The 24,360-nt window shown below is 73.0% G+C and carries 26 protein-coding genes; 12 read left to right on the forward strand and 14 right to left on the reverse strand.

Features of this window, described 5'->3' with window-relative positions; genetic code table 11:
- Positions 1 to 19: 19 nt before the first annotated feature.
- The 7 genes from ACIDOF_RS18255 (at position 20) to ACIDOF_RS18285 (ending at position 6,540) form a co-directional block, all read left to right on the forward strand.
- Positions 20 to 985 carry an ABC transporter permease gene (locus ACIDOF_RS18255; RefSeq protein ID WP_409006958.1) on the forward strand — a complete coding sequence of 322 codons (966 nt, stop codon included), beginning with the start codon at positions 20 to 22 and terminating at the stop codon, positions 983 to 985.
- Positions 978 to 1,844: an ABC transporter permease gene (locus tag ACIDOF_RS18260; RefSeq protein ID WP_409006959.1), complete on the forward strand. Its 867-nt coding sequence runs from the start codon at positions 978 to 980 to the stop codon at positions 1,842 to 1,844. The genes ACIDOF_RS18255 and ACIDOF_RS18260 overlap by 8 nt, the downstream gene beginning before the upstream one ends.
- Positions 1,845 to 1,936: 92 nt before the next feature.
- The gene (locus tag ACIDOF_RS18265) at positions 1,937 to 2,836 is read left to right on the forward strand and encodes an ABC transporter ATP-binding protein (protein WP_409007069.1); all 900 of its coding nucleotides are present in this window, start codon (positions 1,937 to 1,939) and stop codon (positions 2,834 to 2,836) included.
- The gene (locus tag ACIDOF_RS18270) at positions 2,829 to 3,500 is read left to right on the forward strand and encodes an ABC transporter ATP-binding protein (RefSeq protein ID WP_409006960.1); all 672 of its coding nucleotides are present in this window, start codon (positions 2,829 to 2,831) and stop codon (positions 3,498 to 3,500) included. Before ACIDOF_RS18265 ends, ACIDOF_RS18270 begins: the two co-directional genes overlap by 8 nt.
- Positions 3,501 to 3,610: 110 nt before the next feature.
- Positions 3,611 to 4,465 carry a phosphatidylinositol-specific phospholipase C/glycerophosphodiester phosphodiesterase family protein gene (locus ACIDOF_RS18275; protein WP_409006961.1) on the forward strand — a complete coding sequence of 285 codons (855 nt, stop codon included), beginning with the start codon at positions 3,611 to 3,613 and terminating at the stop codon, positions 4,463 to 4,465.
- 172 nt (positions 4,466 to 4,637) lie between these two features.
- Positions 4,638 to 4,832, forward strand: coding sequence for a hypothetical protein (locus tag ACIDOF_RS18280; RefSeq protein WP_409007070.1), 195 nt, complete (start codon positions 4,638 to 4,640; stop codon positions 4,830 to 4,832).
- A 121-nt stretch (positions 4,833 to 4,953) separates the two neighbouring features.
- Positions 4,954 to 6,540, forward strand: a complete 1,587-nt coding sequence (locus ACIDOF_RS18285) for a hypothetical protein (RefSeq protein WP_409007071.1) — start codon at positions 4,954 to 4,956, stop codon at positions 6,538 to 6,540.
- On the opposite strand, the gene ACIDOF_RS18290 is transcribed toward ACIDOF_RS18285, so the two are convergent.
- On the reverse strand, positions 6,494 to 6,937 hold the full coding sequence (locus ACIDOF_RS18290; protein ID WP_409006962.1) for a DUF4345 domain-containing protein: 444 nt from the start codon (positions 6,935 to 6,937) through the stop codon (positions 6,494 to 6,496). The two genes, ACIDOF_RS18285 and ACIDOF_RS18290, sit on opposite strands and share 47 nt — an antisense overlap.
- 109 nt (positions 6,938 to 7,046) lie before the next feature.
- Here ACIDOF_RS18290 and ACIDOF_RS18295 point away from each other — a divergent pair, with 109 nt between their 5' ends.
- Positions 7,047 to 7,637, forward strand: a complete 591-nt coding sequence (locus tag ACIDOF_RS18295; protein ID WP_409006963.1) for a TetR/AcrR family transcriptional regulator — start codon at positions 7,047 to 7,049, stop codon at positions 7,635 to 7,637.
- A gap of 30 nt (positions 7,638 to 7,667) precedes the next feature.
- Here the strand turns inward: ACIDOF_RS18295 and ACIDOF_RS18300 are convergent, their stop codons facing one another.
- The 5 genes from ACIDOF_RS18300 to hutU all read right to left on the reverse strand — a co-directional run bounded on the left by ACIDOF_RS18300 (position 7,668) and on the right by hutU (position 12,966).
- Positions 7,668 to 8,879: a phosphodiester glycosidase family protein gene (locus ACIDOF_RS18300; RefSeq protein ID WP_409007072.1), complete on the reverse strand. Its 1,212-nt coding sequence runs from the start codon at positions 8,877 to 8,879 to the stop codon at positions 7,668 to 7,670.
- 201 nt (positions 8,880 to 9,080) lie between these two features.
- Entirely contained in the window at positions 9,081 to 9,437 is a 357-nt protein-coding gene (locus ACIDOF_RS18305; RefSeq protein ID WP_409006964.1) for a DUF779 domain-containing protein, read from the reverse strand.
- Positions 9,438 to 9,500: 63 nt separating this feature from the next.
- On the reverse strand, positions 9,501 to 10,007 hold the full coding sequence (locus ACIDOF_RS18310) for a hypothetical protein (protein WP_409006965.1): 507 nt from the start codon (positions 10,005 to 10,007) through the stop codon (positions 9,501 to 9,503).
- Between the two features lie 305 nt (positions 10,008 to 10,312).
- Positions 10,313 to 11,293: a formimidoylglutamase gene (gene hutG / locus ACIDOF_RS18315; RefSeq protein ID WP_409006966.1), complete on the reverse strand. Its 981-nt coding sequence runs from the start codon at positions 11,291 to 11,293 to the stop codon at positions 10,313 to 10,315.
- Complete coding sequence (gene hutU, locus ACIDOF_RS18320; RefSeq protein WP_409006967.1) at positions 11,290 to 12,966, reverse strand: urocanate hydratase; 1,677 nt, start codon at positions 12,964 to 12,966, stop codon at positions 11,290 to 11,292. Before hutU ends, hutG begins: the two co-directional genes overlap by 4 nt.
- Before the next feature lie 293 nt (positions 12,967 to 13,259).
- Here hutU and hutC point away from each other — a divergent pair, with 293 nt between their 5' ends.
- Positions 13,260 to 14,009, forward strand: coding sequence for a histidine utilization repressor (hutC, locus tag ACIDOF_RS18325; protein ID WP_409006968.1), 750 nt, complete (start codon positions 13,260 to 13,262; stop codon positions 14,007 to 14,009).
- Here the strand turns inward: hutC and ACIDOF_RS18330 are convergent.
- Positions 13,942 to 14,811 carry an IclR family transcriptional regulator gene (locus ACIDOF_RS18330; protein ID WP_409006969.1) on the reverse strand — a complete coding sequence of 290 codons (870 nt, stop codon included), beginning with the start codon at positions 14,809 to 14,811 and terminating at the stop codon, positions 13,942 to 13,944. The genes hutC and ACIDOF_RS18330 overlap by 68 nt on opposite strands.
- 142 nt (positions 14,812 to 14,953) lie before the next feature.
- Here ACIDOF_RS18330 and ACIDOF_RS18335 point away from each other — a divergent pair, with 142 nt between their 5' ends.
- The gene (locus ACIDOF_RS18335) at positions 14,954 to 16,384 is read left to right on the forward strand and encodes an amino acid permease (RefSeq protein WP_409006970.1); all 1,431 of its coding nucleotides are present in this window, start codon (positions 14,954 to 14,956) and stop codon (positions 16,382 to 16,384) included.
- 335 nt (positions 16,385 to 16,719) lie between these two features.
- Positions 16,720 to 18,258, forward strand: coding sequence for a histidine ammonia-lyase (gene hutH, locus ACIDOF_RS18340; protein ID WP_409006971.1), 1,539 nt, complete (start codon positions 16,720 to 16,722; stop codon positions 18,256 to 18,258).
- A 34-nt stretch (positions 18,259 to 18,292) separates the two neighbouring features.
- On the opposite strand, the gene ACIDOF_RS18345 is transcribed toward hutH, so the two are convergent.
- The 3 genes from ACIDOF_RS18345 to ACIDOF_RS18355 form a co-directional block, all read right to left on the reverse strand.
- Positions 18,293 to 19,057 (reverse strand): IclR family transcriptional regulator, encoded by a 765-nt coding sequence (locus ACIDOF_RS18345; protein ID WP_409006972.1) that lies wholly within the window; start codon positions 19,055 to 19,057, stop codon positions 18,293 to 18,295.
- A 139-nt stretch (positions 19,058 to 19,196) separates the two neighbouring features.
- Positions 19,197 to 19,370 carry a rubredoxin gene (locus ACIDOF_RS18350; RefSeq protein WP_409006973.1) on the reverse strand — a complete coding sequence of 58 codons (174 nt, stop codon included), beginning with the start codon at positions 19,368 to 19,370 and terminating at the stop codon, positions 19,197 to 19,199.
- On the reverse strand, positions 19,367 to 20,518 hold the full coding sequence (locus tag ACIDOF_RS18355) for an alkane 1-monooxygenase (protein ID WP_409006974.1): 1,152 nt from the start codon (positions 20,516 to 20,518) through the stop codon (positions 19,367 to 19,369). Before ACIDOF_RS18355 ends, ACIDOF_RS18350 begins: the two co-directional genes overlap by 4 nt.
- A gap of 120 nt (positions 20,519 to 20,638) precedes the next feature.
- Between ACIDOF_RS18355 and ACIDOF_RS18360 the strand changes: the two genes are divergently transcribed.
- Complete coding sequence (locus ACIDOF_RS18360) at positions 20,639 to 21,271, forward strand: TetR/AcrR family transcriptional regulator (protein WP_409006975.1); 633 nt, start codon at positions 20,639 to 20,641, stop codon at positions 21,269 to 21,271.
- Here the strand turns inward: ACIDOF_RS18360 and ACIDOF_RS18365 are convergent.
- The 4 genes from ACIDOF_RS18365 to otnI form a co-directional block, all read right to left on the reverse strand.
- Entirely contained in the window at positions 21,256 to 21,417 is a 162-nt protein-coding gene (locus tag ACIDOF_RS18365; protein ID WP_409006976.1) for a hypothetical protein, read from the reverse strand. The genes ACIDOF_RS18360 and ACIDOF_RS18365 overlap by 16 nt on opposite strands.
- 276 nt (positions 21,418 to 21,693) lie before the next feature.
- Positions 21,694 to 22,455, reverse strand: a complete 762-nt coding sequence (locus ACIDOF_RS18370; protein ID WP_409006977.1) for a FadR/GntR family transcriptional regulator — start codon at positions 22,453 to 22,455, stop codon at positions 21,694 to 21,696.
- 17 nt (positions 22,456 to 22,472) lie between these two features.
- On the reverse strand, positions 22,473 to 23,513 hold the full coding sequence (denD, locus tag ACIDOF_RS18375; protein ID WP_409006978.1) for a D-erythronate dehydrogenase: 1,041 nt from the start codon (positions 23,511 to 23,513) through the stop codon (positions 22,473 to 22,475).
- Positions 23,510 to 24,349: a 2-oxo-tetronate isomerase gene (gene otnI, locus ACIDOF_RS18380; RefSeq protein ID WP_409006979.1), complete on the reverse strand. Its 840-nt coding sequence runs from the start codon at positions 24,347 to 24,349 to the stop codon at positions 23,510 to 23,512. The genes denD and otnI overlap by 4 nt, the downstream gene beginning before the upstream one ends.
- Positions 24,350 to 24,360 lie beyond the last annotated feature (11 nt).

A 24,360-nucleotide genomic window follows, 5' to 3' on the forward strand; every position in this document is an offset into this window, starting at 1 on the left:
AGGCCTCCCTTGGGGGCCGATGGCACGTATGACGGCACGGCGGGCGCTGTTCGCCGTGCCCGTCCTGCTCGCCGTGACCTTCGGCGTCTTCGCCGTCGCCGCGGCCTCCCCGTTCGACCCGGTCAAGGCGTACGCGGGCACCGCCGGGCTGACCGCATCGCAGGAGAACCTCGACCAGCTGCGTGCCAACCTCGGCGTCGACCAGCCTCTCGTCACCCGTTGGTGGGAGTGGCTCGGCAACGCCGTCACCGGCGACCTCGGCGACTCGGCGGTGCTCCGCCAGCCCGTCGCGCAGGTCATCACGGAGCGGCTCGGCTGGTCCGTGCTCCTCGCCACCGTCGCCTTCGCCGCTGCCGTGCTCCTCGGCACCGCCCTCGGCGTGCTCGCCGCCCGCCGCCAGGGCGGCTGGTTCGACCGGGGCGTCACCTCCCTCGCGTACACCCTGGAGGCCGCCCCGCCGTTCTGGCTCGGGCTGCTCGCCGTCTGGCTGTTCGCGCTCAAGCTGGGCGTGCTGCCTGCCGGCGGACTCACCGACACCGGCTCGGCCACCGTCAGCTTCGGCCAGGTCGCGAGCCATCTCGTGCTGCCCGCCTCGGTCCTGGCGATCTCCCAGCTGCCCTGGTTCCTGCTGTACGTACGGCAAGGCGTCGCCGACGCCCTCGAAGAGGACCCGGTGCGCGGGGCGCGCGCCCGCGGGCTCGCCGCGCGGACCGTGCTCCTCGGGCACGCGCTGCGCTCCGGGCTGCTTCCCGTGCTCACCCTGATCGGCTCCCGCGTGCCCGAACTGATCACCGGCGCGCTCCTCGTGGAGACCGTCTTCAGCTGGCCCGGCATCGCCGCCGCCACCGTGCAGGCCGCCACCTCCGTGGACTTCCCGCTGCTCGCCGCGCTCACCGTCCTCGCCACGATCGCGGTACTGCTCGGCAACCTGCTCTCCGACCTCCTGTACGGACTCGCCGACCCGAGGGTGGGATTCGATGGCTGAGCTCACCTGGCGACCCGTGGGTTCCGTGCGCCGCTCCACGCGCGCCTGGCGGGTGCGCAGCTCCGCCGTGATCGTCGGGCTCGTCGTCCTCGCCGTGCTCGTCGTGCCGCCGCTGGCGCAGCTCGACGAGCAGGCCGTCGACCTCGCCGCCAAGCTGCAGCCGCCGTCCCTCGCGCACCCCTTCGGCACCGACGACGTGGGCCGCGACCTGCTGCTCCGCTGCGTGTACGGGCTGCGCGTCTCGCTGCTCGTCGGCGTCGTCGCCGCCGTCGTCGCGACCGTCATCGGCACCGCCGTCGGCGCGGCCGCCGCGGCCTCGGGCGGCTGGTTCGACCGGGTCGTGATGCGGCTCGTCGACCTCTTCGCGTCGGTGCCGCACCTGCTGCTCGGCATCTTCATCGTCGCGATGTTCAGCCCCGGCGTCTGGCCCGTGGTGGTGTCCGTGGCGCTCACCCACTGGCTGTCCACGGCCCGCATCGTCCGCTCGGAAGTGCTGTCGCTGCGCTCCCGGCCGTACGTCGACGCCGCGATCTCCGGCGGCGCGTCCCGGTGGCGGGTCGCCGTGCGCCATCTGCTGCCGGGCGTGCTGCCGCAGGCCGGGCTCGCCGCGGTCCTGATGGTGCCGCACGCCATCTGGCACGAGTCCGCGCTGTCCTTCCTCGGCCTCGGCCTGCCCACCCACCAGGCCAGCCTCGGCACCCTCGTGCAGAGCGCCCGCAGTTCGCTGCTCGCCGGGGACTGGTGGCCGACGCTGTTCCCCGGCCTGTTCATCATCATCCCCACCCTCGCCATCGCCGGCCTCGCGGGCGCCTGGCGGGAGCGGCTCAATCCGCGCCGCCGATCGGAGCTGATGCTGTGACCCTCCCGACCACCAGCGCCGCCAAGCGCCCGACCGGCACCCCGGCCGCCGCGCCCGTCCTCACCGTCCAGGGCCTCTCCGTACGCTTCCGCATGCGCGGCGGCGGTCACGTACGGGCCGTCAGCGACGCGCACTTCGAGCTCGCCGCGGGGGAGTGCCTCGCCCTCGTCGGGGAGAGCGGCTGCGGCAAATCCGTGCTCGCCTCCGCGCTGCTCGGGCTGCTCCCCGGCAACGCCGAGACCGCGGGCAGCGCCCACCTCGGCGACATCGACCTGATGCGCGCCGACGAGCGGACCCTCGCGCGCAGCGTGCGCGGGCGGCGCATCGGCCTGGTCCCGCAGTCACCCGCCGCGCACCTCACGCCCGTACGCACGGTCCGCTCCCAACTGGAGGAGACCGTACGGGAGTTGACCGGCACCCCGAAGCCGCAGGTGCGCAAGGCGGCAGTCGCGGCGGCCGAGCGGGCCGCGTTCCCCGCCGACCACCTCGACCGCCACCCGCACGAACTGTCCGGCGGCCTCGCCCAGCGCGCCGCCACCGCGCTCGCCCTGATCGGCGACGCCCCGCTGCTCCTCGCCGACGAGCCCACGACCGGCCTCGACCGGGACCTGGTGGAGCGCACCGTCGACGAGCTGAAGCGGCACACGGGCGACTCCCGCGCCCTGCTGATGATCACCCACGACCTGGCCGCCGCCGAGCGCATCGCCGACCGGATCGCCGTCATGTACGCGGGCCGCATCGTCGAACAGGCCGACGCCCGCGCCTTCTTCGGCGAGCCCGGGCCCCGCCACCCGTACGCCCGCGGGCTCCTGAACGCCCTGCCCGAGCGGGAGTTCACCCCGATCCCCGGCATGCCGCCCGAGCTCGGCGACCTGCCCGCCGGGTGCGCGTTCGCCCCGCGCTGCCCGTCCGCCACAACGGCCTGCGACGTGCTGCCGAAGTTCGACGACGGCGTCGCCTGCCACCACGCCCCGGAGGCCCGGCGTGCTTGAACTGAAGGACATCACCGCCGGGTACGAGCGCCGCGCGCCCGTCTTCCGCGACCTCACCCTGACCGTCGAGCCCGGCGAGGCCGTCGGCCTGCTCGGCCCCAGCGGCTGCGGCAAGTCCACGCTCGCCCGGGTCGCGGCCCTGCTGCACCGGCCCGACTCCGGCCGCGTCGTCGTCGACGGCACCCCGGCCGGCGGCTGGCGGCACCGCGCCCCGCGCGCCCAGCGCACCGCGTTCGGCGTGGTCTTCCAGCAGCCCAGGCTCTCCGCCGACCCCCGCCTGCGTCTCGCCGACCTGATCGCCGAGCCGCTGCGCGCCAACGGCCGCGGCGCCGAAGTCGCCGAGCGCGTCGAGGAGTTGACGGCCCGCGTCGGCCTCGGCGCCGATCTGCTCGGCCGCCGCCCGCACGAGGTCAGCGACGGCCAGCTGCAACGCGCCTGCCTGGCCCGCGCGTTGGTCCTCCGGCCGCGCTGGCTGGTGTGCGACGAGATGACGGCCATGCTCGACGCGTCCACGACGGCCGCGCTCGTCGCCGTCGTCGAGGAGTACCGGGCGGAGAGCGGCGCCGGACTCCTCGCGGTGGGCCACGACCGGGTCCTCCTGAACCGGTGGTGCGACCGGACCGTGGAGTGGTCCGAGCTTGGGGCGGCCTCCCTCACCCGGTGAACCGTGGACGTCCAGTACGCCAACTCCCGCGCCGGGGACTGCCCTTGGGGCCTGTACAGGACGCATACTCCCTGACGCCGCCGTTGTCGACGCCGTCAGGGAGACCTACCGTGGACCACCTCGTACGCCTCACGCGCCGCGCCGCCGTCACCGCAGTCGCCGCGACGGCCGCCACTCTGGTCCTGCCCGCCCAGCGGGCCGCCGCCCGCACCGAAAACCCCTTGCGCCGCGCCCACGCGCACAACGACTACCTGCACACCCGCCCGCTGCACGACGCGCTCGACCACCGCTTCACCAGCGTCGAGGCCGACGTCTTCCTCGTCGACGGCCGGCTGCTCGTCGCGCACGAACCGAGCCAACTCGACCCGGCCCGCACCCTGGAGTCCCTCTACCTGGACCCGCTGCTCGCCCGCGTCCGCGCCAACGCGGGCTCGGTGTACGCCGGGTACGACCGGCCCGTGCAGCTCCTCGTCGACCTCAAGAACGAGGGCGTCGCCACGTACCTCGAACTCCACGCCCGGCTGCGCCCGTACCGCGCCATGCTCACCGCGTACGAGCACGGGCGGGTGCGGCGCGGGGCGGTGACCGTGGTCGTGTCCGGGGACCGGGCCGCGCGCGAGCCGATGGCCGCGCAGCGGGTGCGGCACGCGTTCTACGACGGGCGGCTCGCCGACCTGGGCGGCCCCGCGGACGCCTCGTTCATACCGCTGATCAGCGACAACTGGGGCAACCACTTCACCTGGCGGGGCGACGGCCCGATGCCCGCGGCCGAGCGGGACAAGCTGCGGACGATCGTCGCCACCGCGCACGCGCGCAGGCAGCGGGTGCGGTTCTGGGCCACCCCCGACCAGCCCGGGGAGGCGCGCGGCGCGCTCTGGTCGGAGCTGATCGCCGCCGACGCGGACCACCTCAACACGGACGACCTCGCGGGCCTCGAGGCGTACTTGGACGCGTACGACCGCTGATTCGGCGTGCACGGCGGGTGGTTCGGCGCGTACGACCGCTGAGCGCACGCCTGTTCGTCACGTCCCGTCTGTACACGTTCGGGGGACATGTCACTCGCCTGGACGGCACCCTCGCTCCGCCACACTGGCCGCCGTGAGCCACGGAGTTGACGTGGCGGAGGAGGGTGTCACGATGGCCATTTCGATCTCGGTGTTCCTGCTGCTGCTGATCCTCGCGGTGGTGTTCCTGCGCAACGGCGCGCTGAAGTTCTCGCACGCCCTGGTGTGCGTGCTGCTCGGCTTCTACCTGGCGAGCACGAGCCTCGCACCCACCATCCAGAACGGCCTGTCGGCCACGGCGAACCTGGTGAGCGACCTCAAGCCGTGACAGTCGGGCGGGATCGCGGCTGCTCGTTGCGGATACGTGAACAACTGTCAGTTCTCCATGGACAGTTGAAGCCACCCGCCCTAGCTTCTGCCGCATGCCCCGGATGCCCAGCCCCTGCCGCATGCCCCGGATCCGCAGCGCCTGCGTCCTCCCGGCCCTGATCGCCGCCCTCGTGCTCGCCCCGACGATCCCGGCCGGGGCCGAGGAGATCCCCAAGGCGCCGGGCCACCGGCTGGTCGACGCGTACGCGGGCGCGCCCGCCGACGCGGCGCCGCTGCCCGGCGAGGCCCCGCCGCAGCACCCGTATCTCGCGCCCAACGGCCGCAGCGGGATGCACGCGGACGCGGCGGGCAGCGGCACGTATCCGTGGCACGGGCCGCTCGGTGAACGGCCGGTCGTCGACAGCGAGAAGATGGCCGCGGTCGGCGGGGAGTGCGCGACGGTCACGTTCGACTCGGCGGGCCGGATCGTCACGGTCTGCGGCACGTTCCGCGGCTTCCTCGTCAAGCTCCTCGACCCGGACTCCCTGGACACGCTCGCCGAGTACGCGCTGCCGCAGCGCCCGTCCACCGTCGAGGCGATCACCCGGCTCGACTTCTCCCGCATCTTCAAGGACACCTCGGGCGGCGCCTACGCCTACCTCGACCACCGCGACCGGCTCGTCCTGGCCGACTCGCGGCAGCACGTCGTACGCCTCGCGCACCGCCGACAGGCCGACGGCGCCTGGGCGTTCGAGGTGGACGCCGACTGGGACCTGACCGCGCACGTGCCGCACGACTGCGCGACCTGGACCGACCCTTACCCGCGCGGTGACTGCGACCCGGTGACCTCCGTGATGCCCGACTGGGACGGCCGCATCTGGTGGGTGACCCGGCAGGGCCGTGTCGGCACCGTCGACCCGGACAGTGGGGCGGTCCGCTCGGTCCGACTGCCGGGGGAGGAGATCCAGAACTCGTTCTCCGTCGCCGAGGACGGCGTGTCCGTCGTCAGCGACCACGCCCTGTACAGCTTCCGCGCCGCCCCCGACGGCACCCCGCGCACCCTGTGGCGGCAGCCGTACGACCGGGGCTCGGGCCCCAAACCCGGTTCCGTGAACCAGGGTTCGGGCACCACGCCCGACCTGTTCGGCGCGCACGGCGAGCGCTATGTCGCCATCACCGACAACGCCGACGACCGCATGAACGTGCTGGTGTACCGGCGCGGCGCCGACGTGCCCGACGCCGAGCGGCTCGTCTGCCGGGTCCCCGTCTTCGGCTCCGGCGCGTCCACCACCGACAACTCCCTGATCAGCTGGGGCAACAGTCTGGTCGTGGAGAACAACTACGGGTACGAGAACGTCACTTCGCTGACCTTCGGCCGCAGCGTCGTCGGCGGCGCGACCCGGATCGACGTACGGGCGGACGGCAGCGGCTGCGACACGGTGTGGGAGTCCGACGTCCGCTCCCCGTCCACCGTGCCGAAGCTCTCCACGACCGCCGGGCTGCTCTACTTCTACGAGAAGGACCCCAACCGCTTCGGCGTCGACGCCTGGTACCTCACCGCCGTCGACTTCCGCACCGGCCAGCGCCGCTGGAAGCAACTCGTCGGCACCGGCCCGGCGTACGACAACAACTGGGCGCCCATCACGCTCGGCCCGGACGGCACGGCCTACGTCGGCGTGTTCAACGGCCTCGCGGCGGTGCGGGACGGGGCGCGCCCTCGGGGGTAGGCGTACGGGCCGCCGTGGCGCGCTCGTCGGCGGACGCGAGCCAGAAGTAGAGCGGCGGCAGGCCGAGTTCGAGTGCGGTCAGCGGGAGCTGGAACCAGTGCGGCAGCCCGTGCACGGCGATCGACAACAGCCGCCCGATCCCGCCGAGCAGGAACACGGCGGTGAGGGCGTGCACCGGTCGAGCCGGGATCGGCGACCGGCGGGCGACCCAGAGCCAGCAGAGCCCGTACCCGAAGAAGATCGCGTTGTAGAACCGCTCGCGGCTGTCCACCGTGGCGCCCGCCGACTCCGCGCCCGGCACGGACGCGACGCCGAGCACGACGTGGTAGATCCCGATGGCCATGCAGGCGTAGGCCATCAGCAGGGAGAGCCACTTCAGCCACTGAGCCTTCGTCATGACGCCACGACCTACCTCTCGGCACGGGTGACACGCCCCCTTGGTGGACACGTGTCCAACAAGGCTCAGTCAAGGGTGCGAGTAGACATGTGTCAAGTAAGCTGCCGGGGTGACAGCGAACCGACGCCAGCGACTCAGCCCCGCCGACCGGCGCGCCCAACTCCTCGGGATCGGCGCCGAGTTGTTCGCCGAGCAGCCCTACGACGAGGTGCGCATGGACCAGGTCGCCGCCCGCGCCGGCGTCTCCCGCGCCCTGCTCTACCGCTACTTCCCGAACAAACGCGACCTGTTCACGGCGGTCTACCGGCAGGCCACCGACCACCTCGTCGAGACCGTCACGCTCGACCCGTCCGCAGGCCTCGAACAACAGCTCCGCGACGGACTCGACGCCCACTTCGACTACTTCACCGCCAACCGGCACGCCGTCATCGCCGCCAACCGCGTCCTCGCGGGCGACGCGACGGTCCAGGCGATGATGGCCGACGAGCTGGACGTCATGTGCGAACGCCTCCTCGCCGGCGGCACTCTCGGCGACGCCCCGCGCGAGGCGGTCGGCGCGGTCGTCATGAGCTGGCTGGTCTTCGTCCGCGTCCTGTGCGTGGACTGGCTGAGCGAGGAGCAACCGGCCTACGGGCAGGAGGAGTTGCGGGAGATCTGCGTCGGGGCGCTGCTCGGCGCGCTGGAACCGCTCACGAAATAGCCCGCCGGGAGCGGGAGCCGGGGCGGGCGCTCACCCCTGAGAGAACACCCCGATCCCGTTCGGCACCGGCCGCTCCACACCCCCGCTCGGACTGTTCCGCACCGTCACCCCGGGCGCCCCCGGGTCGCGGGAGACGAGGGTCGAGGAGCCGCCGCCGTCCAGGCTGAACGCGTCCCGCGCCCCCAACTCCCGCATCAACTGGGCGACTTCGGCGATGGTGAGACCCGTACGGTAGTCGAGCCCGCCGTCCAGGGCGAGCAGATGGAGCCGCCGCCCGGAGTCCGACGTGCCGACGGCCGAGCGCACCGCCGACGTGAACGCGTCGAGCCCCGCCAGCGGCTGCCCGTCGCGCAGCACGGGATAGCCGCCCACCGCGAACCGCAGCGCGGCGTCCGACTCGGCCGCGACCAGGCGGTGCCGTACGTGCACCGGATCGCCCACCGCCAGCTTCCGCAGCTGCTGCGCCCCCGACTCGCGGCCCACCAGGACCGTCGCGTCCGCGGCGATCGGCCCGGCCCCCGGCACGTCGGCCGTGGCGACGACCCGCCCGGCCCGCACCGTCACCTCGTACGTGTCCGTGCTGCACGGCGCGGCCCGGTCCGTGTCCGTGCCGCAGACCGAGCGGAACCGCGACGCCGCACCCCAGTCCGCGGTGAACGCGCCGACCGAACCCACCGGCAGGGCGTACTGGTTGAGCCCGCCCAGCGGAAGCCGGTCGTGCGCCGTGTGCACCGCCCCGTCCAGGTCGAGCCGGCCCATCCGGGCGCGGCCGTCCGCGCCGACGCCGAACACGTCCGTGGTGTGCGTGCCCGGCGGCAGCGCGGGCCCGAAGCGCTGGCCGTCCGGCACCGCCGCCTTGAGCTGCCGCCCGCCCGCGACCGCCGGGCCGACGGGCGCGCCGGTCGCCTCGACGCCCGGGTGCTGCGCCTCGCTGATGTTGAAGAAGTCCCCGTTCACCGCGGCCACCGCGCCCGCCGTGTCGGCCATCGACGACACCGTCCGCCGCGCCGCCACCGCCCCCGCGTGCAGCAGGTCGAGGCGCACCCGCGGATCGGCCAGGTCCACGGTGACCAGATGCGCGCGGGCCGGACCGTGCGACGCGGGCACCGTGAACGAGCTGTACTCCACGCCGGAGGCGACCCGTACGACCGGCGCGTCCCCGCCCCCGCCCCCTCCCGACGTCGCCGCCCCCGCGGGCCCCGCCCCGGCGAGCCCCGTGCCGACCAGGGCGACGCACAGCAGCGCGGTGCCCCAGACTCTCCGTACGTACCGTTCGAACCGTCCGACCCGCGCCCTGCGCAGCACCCGCAGACCCCCTGATGACTGAAGGGCCGCCCCGGCACGCCCCGGGCGGCCGCCCACGAACCGTCCATCACGCCGCAACAGCGCTCAACTGTCCCAGCCCCGGGCGGAGTTCACCAGAGTGACGCACCGGCCGAACGGCTACGAACCGACCACCCGGGAACGGATCAGGAAACGCACGCCCTCCGGCGCCTCCAGGGAGAAACCGCTGCCCCGGCCCGGCACCACGTCCACCACGAGGCGCGTGTGGCTCCACACCTCGTACTGGCTCCTCGACATCCAGAACCCGACGGGCTCCGCGACCCCGGCCACGCGCAGCGACGCGAGCAGCACGTCCGAGTCGCCGGTACGGAACTCGCCCTCCGGGTAGCACATCGGCGCACTGCCGTCGCAGCAGCCGCCGGACTGGTGGAACATCAGCGGACCGTGGACCTCCCGCAGCCGCCGCACCAGTTCGGCGGCAGCGGGGGTCAGCTCCACGCGGGGCTCGTCGACCATGCGGGCCAGTGAACGGCCCGGCACGTTGCAACGGGGTTGCGAGCCCCCGGACGGGACGGCGGGTCAGGCGCGGGCGCGCCTGCGCAGCACCACCACCGTGCCGGCGCCCGCGAGGGCCACGAGCCCGGCGCCGATCGCGATGTCCGTGCCGGTGGTGCCGTCCTGCGCACCGCCGAGCCCGCCCCGCACCCCACGTGCCGGAGCGGGGGAGGCGGACGGGGAGGCGGAGCCGGCGACGGTGATCGAGTACGTGGACGTGCCGCCGCCCGGGCAGGCGACGTCGACGGTGTGCCGGCCGGGCGTGGCGTTGGACTTGATGGTGGCGTTGCCGGTGTAGATCCCGGCCGAGCCGGTGGACAGCGGGACGCTGCCGGTGAACGCGTCGGACGTGGCGGTGGCCGACGAGGCCGAGCAGCCACCGGAGACGGACACCACGACCGACGCGCCCGGCGGCGCCGGACTCGGCGTGATGGACAGGGACGGCTGCTCGCCGGCCACGGCCGCCCCGGCGACGCCGACGACGGCGAGGGAGGAGAGGACGAGGGAGCCGAGCAGAGGTGCAGGACGCATGTGGAACCCCACTTCCCGGCGCGGGCCGAGGAAACGGATCCGTCGGCTGCCTGACCGCGCCGCGCTCTCATGGAACGTGGACGCGAGCGGCGGCGGCACCTTGATCGGGACCGCCGAACGGGCGGCGCCCGACCGTGCCGCGCCCCGTATCCGCTGGTCATACGACCGGGGCCGGGCGCCGCACACGCCCGGCCCCGGTAGTCCGTGTGTGTGAGGGACACCCGGACGGTTGAGGGTGGTTGATGCGGTCGCCGGGCCGTGGCTGTCCTTGCTTCGCGGCCCGGCGACCTGATCGTGAGGCGCCGTCAGGCGCCCGCGCGCACCGCGTGACGCGTCGTCAGAATGCGGTGGACGAGACGCGCGCCCGCGCGCGCGGTTCGGTGGTCGGCGTCGAGGTCGGGGTTGAGCTCCGCCACGTCGACGACCAGCGGCTTGCCGCTCGCCGCGATCCGGGCGCAGACCCGCTCCACGATCTCCATCGGCACGCCGTGCGCGGCCGGGGCGCTGACCCCGGGCGCGACCGCGGCGGGCAGCACGTCGAGGTCGATGCTCAGGTGCAGCACGTCGCCGCTCTCGACGAACGCGTCCGTGAACGCGTCCACCGCCGCCACGTTCAGCACCCCGCACTCGGTGTCCGCGAGGTGCCGCACGCCGAGCCGGTCCGCCGTACGGAACAGGTGCTCCGTGTTGCTCGGCTGGCTCACGCCGAGGACGCGGTAGTCGAGGCGCCGGCCGAGCTCCTCCTCGGCGCGCGCCATCTGCAGGAACGGCGTGCCGGAGCTGGGCCGCACGTCGTCGCGGAGGTCGAAGTGCGCGTCCAGGTTGAGGACGGCCAGCCGCCCGCCGGAACGCACCGGGGCGCTCTCCCGCACCCCGAGGTACGTGCCGTACGCCACCTCGTGGCCGCCGCCGAGGACGATCACCGGGGAGCCGCTGTCGAGCAGCGCGGCGACCGCGGAGCCGAGGCGCCGTTGCCCCGACTCCAGGTCCCCGTCGGCGACTTCGACGTCACCGGCGTCGAGCGCGGTCAGCGGGGCCGGGAGCGCCATCGAGGCCAGGGCGGCACGCAGCTCGCCCGGGCCGTTCGCCGCGCCCTGCCGGCCCTTGTTGCGCCGTACGCCCTCGTCGCTGCGGAAGCCGACGAACGCCGCGTCCCACGGGCCCGTACGGTCCGCGTCCGTGGAGACGACGTGGTGCCACCGCAGATGCTCCGCGCCCAGGCCGTCGTCCCGGCCGTGCCACCGCTCGGCGGCGACGTCCGCGGTGACGGAGAGAGTGGCACTCACTTGGCGTCACCCTCGGCCATCGGGATGCGCACGCCGCGCTCGCGCGCCACGTCGCTCGCGTGGTCGTACCCGGCGTCGACGTGCCGGATGACGCCCATGCCCGGGTCGTTGGTGAGGACGCGGGACAGCTTCTGCGCGGCCAGCTCGGTGCCGTCGGCGATGCAGACCTGCCCGGCGTGGATCGAGCGGCCCATGCCGACGCCGCCGCCGTGGTGGATGGACACCCAGGAGGCGCCGGACGAGGTGTTGACCAGGGCGTTGAGCAGCGGCCAGTCGGCGATCGCGTCCGAGCCGTCCAGCATGGCCTCGGTCTCGCGGTACGGGGACGCCACCGAGCCGGAGTCCAGGTGGTCGCGGCCGATCGCGACGGGGGCGGACAGCTCGCCGTTGGCGACCATCTCGTTGAACTTCAGGCCCGCGCGGTGGCGTTCGCCGTAGCCGAGCCAGCAGATGCGCGCGGGCAGGCCCTCGTACGAGACGCGCTCGCCGGCCATGTCGAGCCAGCGGTGCAGGTGCTTGTTCTCCGGGAACAGCTCCTTGATCGCCTTGTCGGTGGCCTCGATGTCCTTCGGGTCGCCGGACAGGGCGGCCCAGCGGAACGGGCCGAGGCCCTCCTCGAACAGCGGGCGGATGTGCGCCGGGACGAAGCCGGGGAAGTCGAAGGCGCGCTCGTAGCCGGCCTTGCGGGCCTCGTCGCGGATGGAGTTGCCGTAGTCGAAGACCTCGGCGCCGGCGTCCAGGAAGCCGACCATGGCCTCCACGTGCAGGCGCATCGACTGGCGGGACTTCTCGGTGAAGCCGGCCGGGTCCGCCTCGCGCTCCTTGTCCCAGTCCTCGACCGAGATGCCGACGGGCAGGTAGGCCAGCGGGTCGTGGGCGGAGGTCTGGTCGGTGACGATGTCGATCGGGGCCTTGCGGCGCAGCAGCTCCGGGAAGATCTCCGCGGCGTTGCCGACGACGCCGATGGACAGGCCGCGGCGCTCGTCACGGGCCTTGACCGCCAGCTCCAGGGCGTGGTCCAGGTCGTCGGCCTTGACGTCCAGGTAGCGGGTGCCGATACGGCGGTCGATGCGGGTCTCGTCCACGTCCACGCAGATCGCGACGCCGTCGTTCATCGTCACGGCGAGCGGCTGCGCGCCGCCCATGCCGCCGACGCCCGCGGTCAGCGTGATCGTGCCGGCCAGGGTGCCGTCGAACTTCTTGCGGGCGACCGCGCCGAAGGTCTCGTAGGTGCCCTGGAGGATGCCCTGGCTGCCGATGTAGATCCACGAACCGGCGGTCATCTGGCCGTACATGGTCAGGCCGCGGGCCTCAAGGGAGCGGAACTCCTCCCAGTTGGCCCAGTCGCCGACCAGGTTGGAGTTGGCGATGAGCACGCGCGGCGCCCACTCGCTGGTGCGCATCACGCCGACCGGCTTGCCGGACTGCACGAGCATCGTCTCGTCGTCCTTGAGCGTCTTCAGCGTGCGCACGATCGCGTCGTACGCCTCCCAGTTGCGGGCTGCCTTGCCGGTGCCGCCGTAGACGACCAGGTCCTCGGGGTGCTCGGCGACCTCCGGGTCCAGGTTGTTCATGAGCATGCGCAGGGCGCCCTCCTGCTGCCAGCCGAGGCAGGTGAGTTCGCTGCCGCGGGGTGCGCGGATCTGGCGGGCATCGGGGGAAACGCCGGTCATGTTCTCTCCAGGTTGCTGACGGAGGTCAGGAGGTGGGCGAGCACGGGCCGGTCCACCGGGTATGTCGGTACGCCGGTACGGAGGCACGCCGTGCTCTGTGCTCCATGACAGGCCCGGCGCAACCCCCGATCCAGCGCCCGCGACCGAAGTTCTCGGATCCGAGAACCCGCTGCCGCCCGGGCCCCGCCCCGACTGCCCTGACCAGGGCAAGTTCCCTCGCCTACACTGCCGGTGAGTCCGGACAGGACGCGGGACCGGACCGATGGGGGACGAGGACGGTGGACGGCTTGGTCGTGAGCGCGGAAGAACTCTCCAGGCTCTACGCGGAGCAGGAGCCCGGCTCGGCTCCGGCCTATCAGCGGGTCAAGGACCTGGTGACGGGGGAGATCGTCGGCGGCCGCTGGCGCGAGGGGGAGGCGCTGCCCTCCGAGAGCCAGTTCGTGGAGTCGCTCGGCCTGTCCCGGATGACCGTGAACCGGGCGCTGCGCGAGCTGAGCGCCGAGGGCCTGCTGCGCCGGGTGATGGGTGTGGGCACGTTCGTGGGGCGCCGCAAGAGCAGCTCCGCGCTGGTCGAGGTGCACAACATCGCCGACGAGATCGAGGGCCGCGGCCACCGGCACTCCGCCCGCGTGCTTTCCCTGCGCGAGGAACTGCCCGACCCGGAGATCGCCGCCCAGCTCGGCCTCGACGGGCGGCGCAGCGCGTTCCGCTCCCGGGTGGTGCACCTGGAGGACGGCGCCCCGGTCCAGCTGGAGGACCGCTTCGTCCACCCCGACTTCGCGCCCGGCTATCTGCAGCAGGACTTCACGTCCCGTACGCCGTACTCGTTCCTGTCCGAGGTCGCGCCGCTCGGCCGGGGCGAGCACATCGTGGAGGCGGCGCTGCCGTCGGCGGAGGAGAGCGAGATCCTCGGCGTCGGCCCGTCCGAGCCCTGCCTGGTGATCCGGCGGCGCACCTGGTCCGGGGAGGACGTCGTCAGTGTGGCGCGGCTTGTCCACCCCGGTTCGCGGTACCGCCTCGAGGGGTCGTTCGACGCGCACTGACGGCGGGGCGGCGGCCGGAGATCGCGGCGGTGAGCCGGTTCGCGGCGTGCTCCAGGACCTCGCGCACCTCGTCGGGCGAGTGCTTGCTGTAGTGCCGCTGCCAGGTCGAGCTGAGCGCGGCGACCGGCCGCTCGTTGTGGTCGAACGCCGCGACGCCGAGCGACCTGAACCCCTCCGACACCAGCTCGACCTCCTCCGACCAGCCGCGCTCCCGGTCCGTGGCGAGCAGGTCGACCAGCTCGGCGAGCGAGCGCGGCCCCTTGCCGGTGCGGGTGATCAGGTCGGACTGGCGGGGGAACAGGGCGCGCAGCTGGGCCGGTGAGGAATGCGCGAGCACGGCCCGGCCGTTGGCGGTCAGGTGGGCGGGCAGCCGGACGCCGACGTCGGTGACGAGCGCCGGGTCCGCCTCGCCGGAACGGCCGACGGGCGGGCGTTCCTTGAGCAGGTACACCGTCTCCGCGCCGTGCACGATGCCGAGGTGCACGGTCTGCCCGAGCCGCGCGGAGGCGGTGCGCAGGATCGGGTGCGCGAGCCGTTCCAGGGGTTCGTGCCGCAGATAGGCCGAGCCGATCTCGAACGACGCGACCCCGAGCCCGTACGCCTGCTCCTTCGGCAGATACGTGACGAAACCGCGGTCCACGAGGACGGTGAGGATGTGGTACGCCGACGAGCGGGGGATGCCCAGCTCCCGGGCGAGGGCCGCGGCCTGGACCGGTCCGGAGCGGCCCGCGAGATGGAGGAGAATGTCCAAGGCTCGCCCCACCGCGGGCGAGGCGCTCGACGTCGTCTCTCGTTCACCCATTGGTCCACCTCTTGACGGGCCTGTATATACAGGAATATACAAGGCCCTCGTCATGCGGGATGCGCCGACGGAAGCCGTAGACCGGCCCGTGATTCAACCCCGCCACCTCGTCCGGAACACGGCGTTCCAAGGAGGCCCTTCCTTGACCACCGACACCTCGTCGTCCCTGCAGCGCGGGCTCAAGTCCCGGCACATACGCTTCATCGCCCTGGGTTCCGCCATCGGGACCGGTCTCTTCTACGGTTCCTCGGAATCCATCAAGGCGGCCGGCCCCGGTGTCCTGCTCGCCTATCTCATCGGTGGCGCCGCCGTCTTCCTCGTACTGCGCTCGCTGGGCGAGATGGCGGTGAGCCGACCGTGCGCCGGATCCTTCGGTGAATACGCCACAAAGTACCTCGGCAGGCTGCCCGGCTTCCTGACGGGCTGGACGTACGCCCTCGAGATGATCGTCGTCTGTCTCGCCGACATCACGGCCCTCGGGCTCTACATGGGCTTCTGGTTCCCCGACGTGCCCCGCTGGATCTGGCTGCTCGCGGCCGTCGTCGTGATCGGCGTGATGAACCTGTTCAGCGTGAAGGTCTTCGGCGAGCTGGAGTTCTGGCTCTCCTTCGCCAAGGTCGCCGCCATCGTCGCGATGATCCTCGGCGGCCTCGCCATCCTCGTCTTCGGCATCGGCGGCGACAACGGCGCGAGCATCTCCAACCTGTGGAGCCACGGCGGCTTCCTGCCGAACGGCGTCGAGGGGCTCGTGCTCTCCTTCGCCGTCGTGATGTTCGCCTTCGGCGGCACCGAGATCATCGGCGTCACGGCCGGTGAGGCGCAGAACCCGGAGAAGACGATCCCGCAGGCCGTCAACTCCATCCCCGTCCGCATCATGCTCTTCTACGTGCTGACGCTCGCCGTCCTCATGTCGCTCGACCCGTGGAAGCACATCGGCGCCGAGGGCAGCCCGTTCGTCGAGATCTTCGCCGGGCTCGGCGTCACCGCCGCCGCGGGCGTGCTCAACCTCGTCGTGATCATCGCCGCGCTCTCCGCCATCAACAGCGACATCTTCGCCGCCGGCCGCATCATGTACGGCATGGCCGAGCGAGGCCAGGCCCCGAAGGTCATGCGCAAGGTGTCCCGCAACGGCGTGCCCACCATGACCGTCGCCATCATGATCGGCGCCCTGCTGCTCGGCGTCGTCCTCAACTACCTGATGCCCGAGCGGATCTTCCTCGTCATCGCCTCGATCGCCACCTTCGCGACCGTCTGGGTCTGGCTGATGATCCTGCTCTCCCAGGTCGCCGCCCGCCGCCGGATGACCCCGGAGGAGGTCGCGGAGCTCAAGTACCCGGCTCCGTTCTGGCCGTACGGGCAGATCATCACGATCGCGTTCATGGTCGGCGTCGTCGTCCTCCTCGCCTTCTCCGAGGACAGCCGCATCGCCCTGATCGTCGGCGGGGTGTGGCTGGCGCTGATGACCGTCGTCTTCTACCTCTTCGTACGGCCGGGCCTGAGCGAGGCGGACGCGGCGGCGCTCTCGGCCGAGGCCGAGGCTCCCGAGCCGGTGGAGGTTCCGGCCCGGAGCTAGGACCAGTTTTCTCCCCTCCTCGCCCCTTCCCGGAAGCTTGCAGCGGCTGTCGTTCATCTGCCGCGCCGTCGTGGCTGGTCGCGCAGTTCCCCGCGCCCCTATCGGGGCACGAACCCAGCCCCTCCGGCGATTGAGGAGCGGGGGTCCGGGGGCGGAGCCCCCGAAGCTCCGCAGGATTTCGGGAAGGGGCGGGGAGGGGAACACAGACCGGCGGTACCGCGCGTGTGCGGTGCCGCCGGTTCTTTGTTCGCCGGAGGGCAACCGTCTGGGATCCCAGACAGGAACCCCTTGTGCCCCCCTGCCGAAACGCCCCCCGCCTCAGGCTTCATTGACCCATGAACGAAATCTCCGTGGGGGTCGGCCCCCTCTCCGCCGCCGATGTCGTGTCCGTCGCCCGGCACGGGGCCCGCTTGACCCTCAGCCACGCCGCCCTCGGCGAGATCTCCCAGAGCCGCAAGGTCATCGAGAACCTCGCCGACGACGTGGTCCCGCACTACGGCGTCTCCACCGGCTTCGGCGCCCTCGCCACCCGCCACATCCCCGTCGAACTCCGTGCCCAGCTGCAGCGCAGCCTGGTCCGCTCGCACGCGGCCGGCTCCGGCCCCGAGGTCGAGCGCGAGGTCGTACGGGCCCTCATGCTGCTCCGCCTCTCCACCCTCGCCACCGGCCGCACCGGCGTCCGCCCCGAGACCGCGCAGGCCTACGCCGACCTGCTGAACGCCGGCATCACCCCGGTCGTCCACGAGTACGGCTCCCTCGGCTGCTCCGGCGACCTCGCCCCGCTCGCCCACTGCGCGCTCGCCGTCATGGGCGAGGGCAAGGTGCGCAACGCCGACGGCGAGCTGATGGACGCCGCCGACGCGCTGGCCGCTGCCGGGCTCACCCCGGTCACGCTGCAGGAGAAGGAGGGCCTCGCCCTCATCAACGGCACCGACGGCATGCTCGGCCAACTCGTCATGGCCGCCGCCGACTTGAGGCTGCTGCTGCGCACCGCCGACATCGCCGCCGCGATGAGCGTCGAGGGCCAGCTCGGCACGGACCGGGTCTTCGCCGCCGACCTGCAGGCCCTGCGCCCGCACCCCGGCCAGGCCACCAGCGCCGCCAACCTGACGGCCCTCCTCGCCGACTCGGCGATCGTCGCCAGCCACCGCGGCCCCGAGTGCACCCGCGTCCAGGACGCGTACTCGCTGCGCTGCACCCCGCAGGTCCACGGCACCGCCCGCGACACCCTCGCGCACGCCGAGACCGTCGCCGACCGCGAGCTCGCCAGCGCCATCGACAACCCGGTCGTCACCCCCGACGGCCGCGTCGAGTCCAACGGCAACTTCCACGGCGCGCCCGTGGCCGCCGTCCTGGACTTCCTGGCGATCTCGGTCGCCGACCTGGCCTCGCTCAGCGAGCGCCGTACGGACCGCTTCCTGGACGTGGCCCGCAACCACGGGCTGAACGCGTTCCTCGCCGACGACCCCGGCGTCGACTCCGGCCACATGATCGCCCAGTACACCCAGGCCGGCATCGTCTCCGAGCTCAAGCGGCTCGCCGCCCCGGCCTCCGTGGACTCCATCCCCTCCAGCGCCATGCAGGAGGACCACGTGTCCATGGGCTGGGCCGCCGCGCGCAAGCTGCGCCGCGCGATCGACGGCCTGACGCGCGTCGTCGCCGTGGAGATCCTCACCGCCGCCCGCGCGCTCGACCTGCGTGCTCCGCTGGCGCCGTCCCCGGCCACGGCCGCCGTCGTCGCGGGCCTGCGCGAGCACGTCGAGGGCCCCGGCACGGACCGCTACCTCGCCCCGGAGATCGAGGCCGCGGTGCAGTACGTACGCGAGGGCCGCGCCCTCGCCGCCGCCGAGTCGGTCACGGGCGAGCTCGGCTGACGCCGCTCACCCCGGCGCGGACCGGCGGGGCGGGTCAGGAACCCGCTCCGCCGATCCTGCGGCTCAACTGCTCGGCGGTACGGGACACTTGGGCCGCGATCCGACGCTGCTCGTCGGCGTCGACCTCCTCGGCCGGGAACGTGACGGCCACCCCGGCGACCGGGTGGGCGTGGTGGTCGAGCACCGCGGCGGCCACGGAGGCGAACCCCGGCGTGACCTCGCCGTCCTCGGTCGCGTACCCGCGCCGCCGGGCCTCCACGAGGAGTTGCCGCAGCGCGGTCAGCGAACCCGGGCCGACCTCGTTGCGCAGCACGAACGCCGACGCGTCCGGGAACAGCGCGCGCACCTGCGCCTGCGAGAGCCCGGCGAGGACGGCCCGCCCGCTCGCCGTCAGATGCGCGGGGAGCCGCACGCCGACCTCGGTGACCAGCGGGGCCCGGCCCGGGGCGCGTTCCTCGATGACGTAGATGACCTCGCGGCCGTGCAGCACGGCGAGGTGCGCGTTGTGGCCCGTACGGTCGACGAGCTTCGCGAGCGGCACCCGCGCGAGCCGCTGGAACGGCGCCTGCCGGCTGTACCCCGAGGCCAGCTCGAACGCCCCGACGCCGAGCCCGTACCGCCGCTCTTCCGGCAGATGCACGACGAAGCCCTCCCGGGCGAGGGTGTCGAGCAGGTGGTACGTGGTGGAACGCGGCACGCCGACGTCCCGGCTGATCGCCGCGGCGGGCACGGGGCCCGCCTGCCCGGCGAGGTAACGGAGGATGGCGAGCACTTGCGCGGCGGCGGGGACGGGGGCCATGGGGGGAGAGTACGACGGTGGGCGCGTCCGGCCCGGCTGTCGTGGGCGAATGTCTGGGATACGAGACGCGTACGAGCCAGGGGTGCGGGGAACTGCGAGACCGGCCACGACGGCGCGGAACTCGATCACCCCGCGAACCTCACCCCGCCCCCTCCACCTCTTCGAAGTCCGACTTCTCCCGCACCCCGCAGTCCGGGCACGGCCAGTCCTCGGGGACCTCCGCCCACGGCGTGCCGGGTGGAAAGCCCTCGCGTGGGGCGCCCGCCGACTCGTCGTACACGAAGTCGCAGACGGGGCAGCGGTGCCGGCTCATGCGGTCACCCCGTACCGCGCGTGCTTGCCCGGGTGGACGTTGGCGCGGGACAGGTCGCCGTCGTAGTGGGCGCGCACCCGGTGGTCCATGACGCGGCGCCACAGCGGCGGGAAGTAGGCCAGCACGATCATCCCCGCGTAGCCGGTGGGCAGTTCGGGCGCCTCGTCGAAGTGGCGCAGCGCCTGGTAGCGGCGGACCGGGTTGGCGTGGTGGTCGCTGTGCCGCTGCAGGTGGTAGAGGAACACGTTCGAGGCGACGTTGTTGCTGTTCCAGCTGTGCCGGGGCGCGCAGCGCTCGTACCGCCCGGAGGCCGTGCGGGCCCTCAACAGCCCGTAGTGCTCGGTGTAGTTGATGACCTCGAGCAGACTGAAGCCGAACACCGCCTGCGCGAGCAGATACGGCAACACCTCCACGCCGAACGCCGCCACGAGCGCGCCGAACAGGACGAGCGACATCGCCCACGCGTTGAGCACGTCGTTCCGCAGCGACCACGGGCTCTTGCCGCGGCGTTCCATCCGCCGCTTCTCCAACCCCCAGGCCGAGCGCAGGCTCCCGTACACCGTGCGCGGCAGGAAGCGCCAGAAGCTCTCGCCGAGGCGGGCGCTCGCCGGGTCCTCGGGGGTGGCGACGCGGACGTGGTGGCCGCGGTTGTGCTCGATGAAGAAGTGCCCGTACAGCGTCTGCGCGAGCGCCACCTTCGACAGCCAGCGCTCCAACTGCTCCTTCTTGTGGCCCAGTTCGTGCGCGGTGTTGATGGCGATGCCCGCCACCCCGCCCAGCGTGATCGTCAGGCCGATCCGGTCCGCGAGGCTCAGGTCGCCGCGGGTGAGCAGCCAGCAGCCGAGGACGAGGCCCGCGTACTGCAGCGGCAGATACAGATACGTGCACCAGCGGTAGTAGCGGTCCTCCTCCAGCCAGGCGAGCGCGCTCTCCGGCGGGTTGTCCGCGTCCTTGCCGATCAGCTGGTCGATCACCGGGAAGATCACGTACAGGAGGACGATGCCGGTCCACCAGAAGAGGCCCAGGCCGGTGGCGGCGACCAGGCCCCAGGCGATGAACGGGAACGCCGGGATGATCAGGCCGAGCAGCCAGAGATAGCGCTTGGGGTCCCGCCAGTCGGGCTCCGGGATTCCCGTCGAGCCAGCCATGTGACGCCCTCCTTGTGGATGGGTTACGTCCGATGCCTCTCCCGTCCAGCAGTTAGACAGTTCGTCAGGGAAGTGTCAACAGCTGTAACAGGCTCTGGGACAGCTAGAGTTGAGGCCACCATGACGCGCTTTCGGCAAGCTGTTCGCACCCTGCTCCGGGAACAGATCCTGGACGCGGCGTACCAGCTGGTCACCGACGAGGGCTGGGCGCGGCTGCGGGTCGCGCCGGTCGCCCGGATCGCCGGATGCAGCCGCCAGACCGTCTACAACGAGTTCGGCGCCGACCCGAAGAGCAGCATCGGCCTCGCCCTCGTCCAGCGCGAGGCGGAGCGGTTCCTGCTCGGCATCCAGGAACAACTCGACGCCCACCGCGACTCGTTGGAGGAGGCGGCCGCCGCAGGCGTCGGCTTCGTGCTGCACCGCGCCGAGGCCAACCCGCTGATCCGCTCGGTGCTCACGGCGGCCCGCGGCGGCCGCGACGACGAACTCCTCGCCTACCTCACCACCCGCCCCGAGCCGGTCTTCGACACGGCGACGGCGATGATCGACGCCTACGCGTCCGAGGCCTGGCCCGACGTCGACCCGGCCTCCCGCAGCCTCGCCGTCGAAACCATCGTCCGCCTCACGGTCAGCCACATCGTCCAACCGACGGGAGACCCGGGGGAGTCGGCGCGCAGGATCGCACGGATCACGGTCAGGATCGCGTACCCGGCGGGGAGCCGACCCGCCCAAGGCCCTTACGAGTCACAGTAGTTGAGCGGCGCCGTACCCAGGCAGCGGCCGCTGCGGTCCAGGATGCGGCCCACGTGCTTGACGGTGCGCAGGACCACCGCACGCTCCGTGATCCGCAGGTCGAGGTGGGCGAGGCGGTGGTTGAGGAGGGCCTCGGTGGTGTGCACGTCGGCGAGGTCGGGCAGCCAGCAGGTGGCCGGTTAGTCGGCGGCCGCGGGCCGGTGGGGGCTGGTCGCGCAGTTCCCCGCGGGAGGCGGCGGCGGAGCCGCATGCCTCAGGGGCGCGGGGAACTGCGCGAGCAACCACGACGCCGCCGCACCCGTCCACGACATCCACCGCTGAGCACGGCAACTGCCCTACGGATGCGGCCGGTTGGGCCCGTACGCGCAAGGGGGCCGAGCCTCGACAGGCCCGGCCCCCTCGGTCGTGCGCGGGTGGTCGGCTCAGCGGTCGCCGCGGTCCAAGTCCACGTCCACATCGTCCGTCCGCGTCCAGAACCCCTCGTCCGCGTCCTGAAGGCGCGACGCGGCATGCGTCATGTGGCGGCGGACCGCGTCGCGGGCCGCGTCCGGGTCGCCGGACTCGATGGCCGTGAGGATCGCGTGGTGCTCGACGCGGACGGCCTCGAAGAAGTCGTCCCGGCGGGCCTCGTTGGCGCGGGTGACGCGGATGCCGCTGCGCAGCACCTCGCCCAGGTAGCGGACCGTCGAGACCATGACCTCGTTGCCCGTGGACTCGGCGATGGACTGGTGGAACGCCAGGTCCTCGTCCACCCCGTCACCGCCCGACGCCACCGCCTCGTCGATCGCCGTGAGGGCCTGCCGCATCCGCTCGACGTCCGCCGGGGTCGCCCGGGCGGCGGCGAGGGAGGCCGCCTCGCCCTCCATGGCGCGGCGGACCTCCACGATCTTCAGGACCTTGGCCTTCGTGGCCGAGCCCTCGCCGTCCGCCTCCAGGTCGAGCGGCCGGGTGCGCCGCGGCATGACGAACACGCCGCGGCCCTGCCGGGGTTCGACGAGGCCGGCGTTCCGCAGCCGCGACACGGCCTCGCGGATCACGGTGCGGCTCACGCCGAGCTGCTTGACCAACTCGACCTCGGTCGGGAGCTTGTCGCCCTCGGCCAGCCGGCCGGACTCGATCTCCTCCGAGAGGATCGCCGCGACCCGGTCCGCGAGCCGTACGGGGCCACTCACCTTGGAGAACATGCGTGCCAGTCTATCCGTCAGGCCCCGGCCGCCCCGGCGCCGGTCGGCACTGAGGCGGCCACGGCCTCCGGGTGGTCCTCGACGTACGCCCGTACGACCGACTCGAAGTCCGGGTCCGGGGTGAGGCCGAGGGCGGCGGCGCGGGCGTTGTCGAAGGCGGCCGGCCAGGAGCCGACGATCGCCTCGACCGCGGGGTCCGGCTCGACCGTCACCAGGTCGGCGACGGCGTCGCCCGCGACCCGGCGGACCGTGTCGAGCATCTCGGCGACGGTGACGGTGAGCGCCGGAAGGTTCACCGGCAGCTCTCCGGACAGCCGGCCGGGCCCCTCCCCGCGCTCCGCCTCCGCGATCCGCAGGATGCCCTCGACGGTGCGCCGCGGCGAGGCCAGCGCGACCCGCAGCTCCGGGCCGACCGGGCACACCGCGGGCAGCCCGGCGAGCGGCTCGCGGACGATGCCGGAGAGGAACCCGGAGGCGGCGGCGTTCGGCTTGCCCGGCCGAACGGACACGGTCATGAGGCGGGCCACCCGGCCGTCGAGGAAGCCCCGGCGGGTGTACTCGGCGACCAGCTGCTCGCAGATCCGCTTCTGCACGCCGTAGCTGGACCGCGGCGTCGGCAGCGTCGCCTCGCTGACCACCTCGGGAAGCGGCAGCGCGGCGTCGGAGCCGTACACCGCGACGCTCGACGAGAACACGATCCGCGGCAGCGGGCCGCCGGCCGCCGACTGGGCGCGGGCGGCCTCCAGGAGGGCCCGCGTGGTGTCCAGGTTGGCGCTCATGCCGAGGTCGAAGTCGGCCTCGCACTCGGCGGACACCGCGGACGCCAGATGGATCAGCACGTCGACGGGCTCCGCGAACAGCTCGTCGAGCCGCTCCACCAGGTCGCCGCGGACGGCCGTGACCAGGGGGTCGGCGAGGACGGGGGAGTCCTCGGGCACGAACCGGTCGGCGAGCACGAGGCGGTCGATCGGGGCCCCGGCCAGGGTGCGCCGCCGCAGCAGCTCCTCGGCGACCTTGCGGCCCAGGAATCCGAAACCGCCGGTGATGACGATCCTCATGCCTCTGCTCCTCGGTGGTTCACGTTCACGTTCACGTCTGCTGCTCGGTACTGCTCCAGCCAGCCGAGGCCCTCGCTCGTCCCGGCGCGCGGCCGGTACTCGCAGCCGACCCAGCCGTCGAAGCCCAACACGTCGACGACGCCCAGGAGGTGACGGAAGTTCAGCTCGTTGGCGGCGTCCGGCTCGTGCCGGTCGGGGACGCCCGCGATCTGCAGGTGGCCGACCCGCCCGGTCGGCAGGTCCCGGCGCAGCGTCGCCGTCAGGTCGCCCTCGACGATCTGGCAGTGGTACAGGTCGAGCTGCACCTTCAGGTTGGGCGCGCCCAACTCCCGTACGACTGCGTGGGCTTCGGCCTGCCGGTTGAGGAAGTAGCCCGGCATGTCGCGGGTGTTGATCGGCTCGATGAGCAGGTCGACGTCCACGGCGGCGGCGCGTTCGGCGGCCCAGGCCAGGTTGCCCAGGTAGGTGGCTTGGTGCGCGTCGTGCTCGGCGGCGGTGGCGTGCTGCGGGACGAGCCCGGCCATCACGTGCACCTGACGGCAGCCGAGTGCGGCCGCGTACTCCAGGGCCTTGTCGATCCCGTCCCGCACCTCGGCCTCGCGGCCCGGCAGCGAGGCGAGGCCCCGCTCGCCCGCCTCCCAGTCGCCGGGCGGGGCGTTGAACAGCACCTGGCGCAGGCCGTGTTCGTCGAGCAGGCGGCGCAGCTCGGCCGGGTCGTGGTCGTACGGGAAGAGGTACTCGACGCCCTGGAAGCCGTCCGCGGCGGCCGCGGCGAAGCGGTCGAGGAAGGGGTGCTCCGTGTACATCATGGACAGGTTCGCGGCGAACCTCGGCATGGTGGCTCCTG

The organism is Streptomyces sp. Da 82-17 (assembly GCF_046098215.1).
Classification (GTDB): Bacteria; Actinomycetota; Actinomycetes; order Streptomycetales; family Streptomycetaceae; genus Streptomyces.

Excerpts from the sequence above, each read along its gene's own strand:
- ACIDOF_RS18255 (WP_409006958.1), top strand. The coding sequence starts at position 20 with ATGGCACGTATGACGGCACGGCGGGCGCTGTTCGCCGTGCCCGTCCTG.
- ACIDOF_RS18260 (WP_409006959.1), top strand. The coding sequence starts at position 978 with ATGGCTGAGCTCACCTGGCGACCCGTGGGTTCCGTGCGCCGCTCCACG.
- ACIDOF_RS18265 (WP_409007069.1), top strand. The coding sequence starts at position 1,937 with ATGCGCGGCGGCGGTCACGTACGGGCCGTCAGCGACGCGCACTTCGAG.
- ACIDOF_RS18280 (WP_409007070.1), top strand. The coding sequence starts at position 4,638 with ATGGCCATTTCGATCTCGGTGTTCCTGCTGCTGCTGATCCTCGCGGTG.
- ACIDOF_RS18285 (WP_409007071.1), top strand. The coding sequence starts at position 4,954 with ATGCCCCGGATCCGCAGCGCCTGCGTCCTCCCGGCCCTGATCGCCGCC.
- ACIDOF_RS18290 (WP_409006962.1), bottom strand. The coding sequence starts at position 6,937 with ATGACGAAGGCTCAGTGGCTGAAGTGGCTCTCCCTGCTGATGGCCTAC.
- ACIDOF_RS18305 (WP_409006964.1), bottom strand. The coding sequence starts at position 9,437 with ATGGTCGACGAGCCCCGCGTGGAGCTGACCCCCGCTGCCGCCGAACTG.
- ACIDOF_RS18310 (WP_409006965.1), bottom strand. The coding sequence starts at position 10,007 with ATGCGTCCTGCACCTCTGCTCGGCTCCCTCGTCCTCTCCTCCCTCGCC.
- hutU (WP_409006967.1), bottom strand. The coding sequence starts at position 12,966 with ATGACCGGCGTTTCCCCCGATGCCCGCCAGATCCGCGCACCCCGCGGC.
- ACIDOF_RS18330 (WP_409006969.1), bottom strand. The coding sequence starts at position 14,811 with ATGGGTGAACGAGAGACGACGTCGAGCGCCTCGCCCGCGGTGGGGCGA.
- hutH (WP_409006971.1), top strand. The coding sequence starts at position 16,720 with ATGAACGAAATCTCCGTGGGGGTCGGCCCCCTCTCCGCCGCCGATGTC.
- ACIDOF_RS18345 (WP_409006972.1), bottom strand. The coding sequence starts at position 19,057 with ATGGCCCCCGTCCCCGCCGCCGCGCAAGTGCTCGCCATCCTCCGTTAC.
- ACIDOF_RS18350 (WP_409006973.1), bottom strand. The coding sequence starts at position 19,370 with ATGAGCCGGCACCGCTGCCCCGTCTGCGACTTCGTGTACGACGAGTCG.
- ACIDOF_RS18355 (WP_409006974.1), bottom strand. The coding sequence starts at position 20,518 with ATGGCTGGCTCGACGGGAATCCCGGAGCCCGACTGGCGGGACCCCAAG.
- ACIDOF_RS18360 (WP_409006975.1), top strand. The coding sequence starts at position 20,639 with ATGACGCGCTTTCGGCAAGCTGTTCGCACCCTGCTCCGGGAACAGATC.
- ACIDOF_RS18370 (WP_409006977.1), bottom strand. The coding sequence starts at position 22,455 with ATGTTCTCCAAGGTGAGTGGCCCCGTACGGCTCGCGGACCGGGTCGCG.
- denD (WP_409006978.1), bottom strand. The coding sequence starts at position 23,513 with ATGAGGATCGTCATCACCGGCGGTTTCGGATTCCTGGGCCGCAAGGTC.
- otnI (WP_409006979.1), bottom strand. The coding sequence starts at position 24,349 with ATGCCGAGGTTCGCCGCGAACCTGTCCATGATGTACACGGAGCACCCC.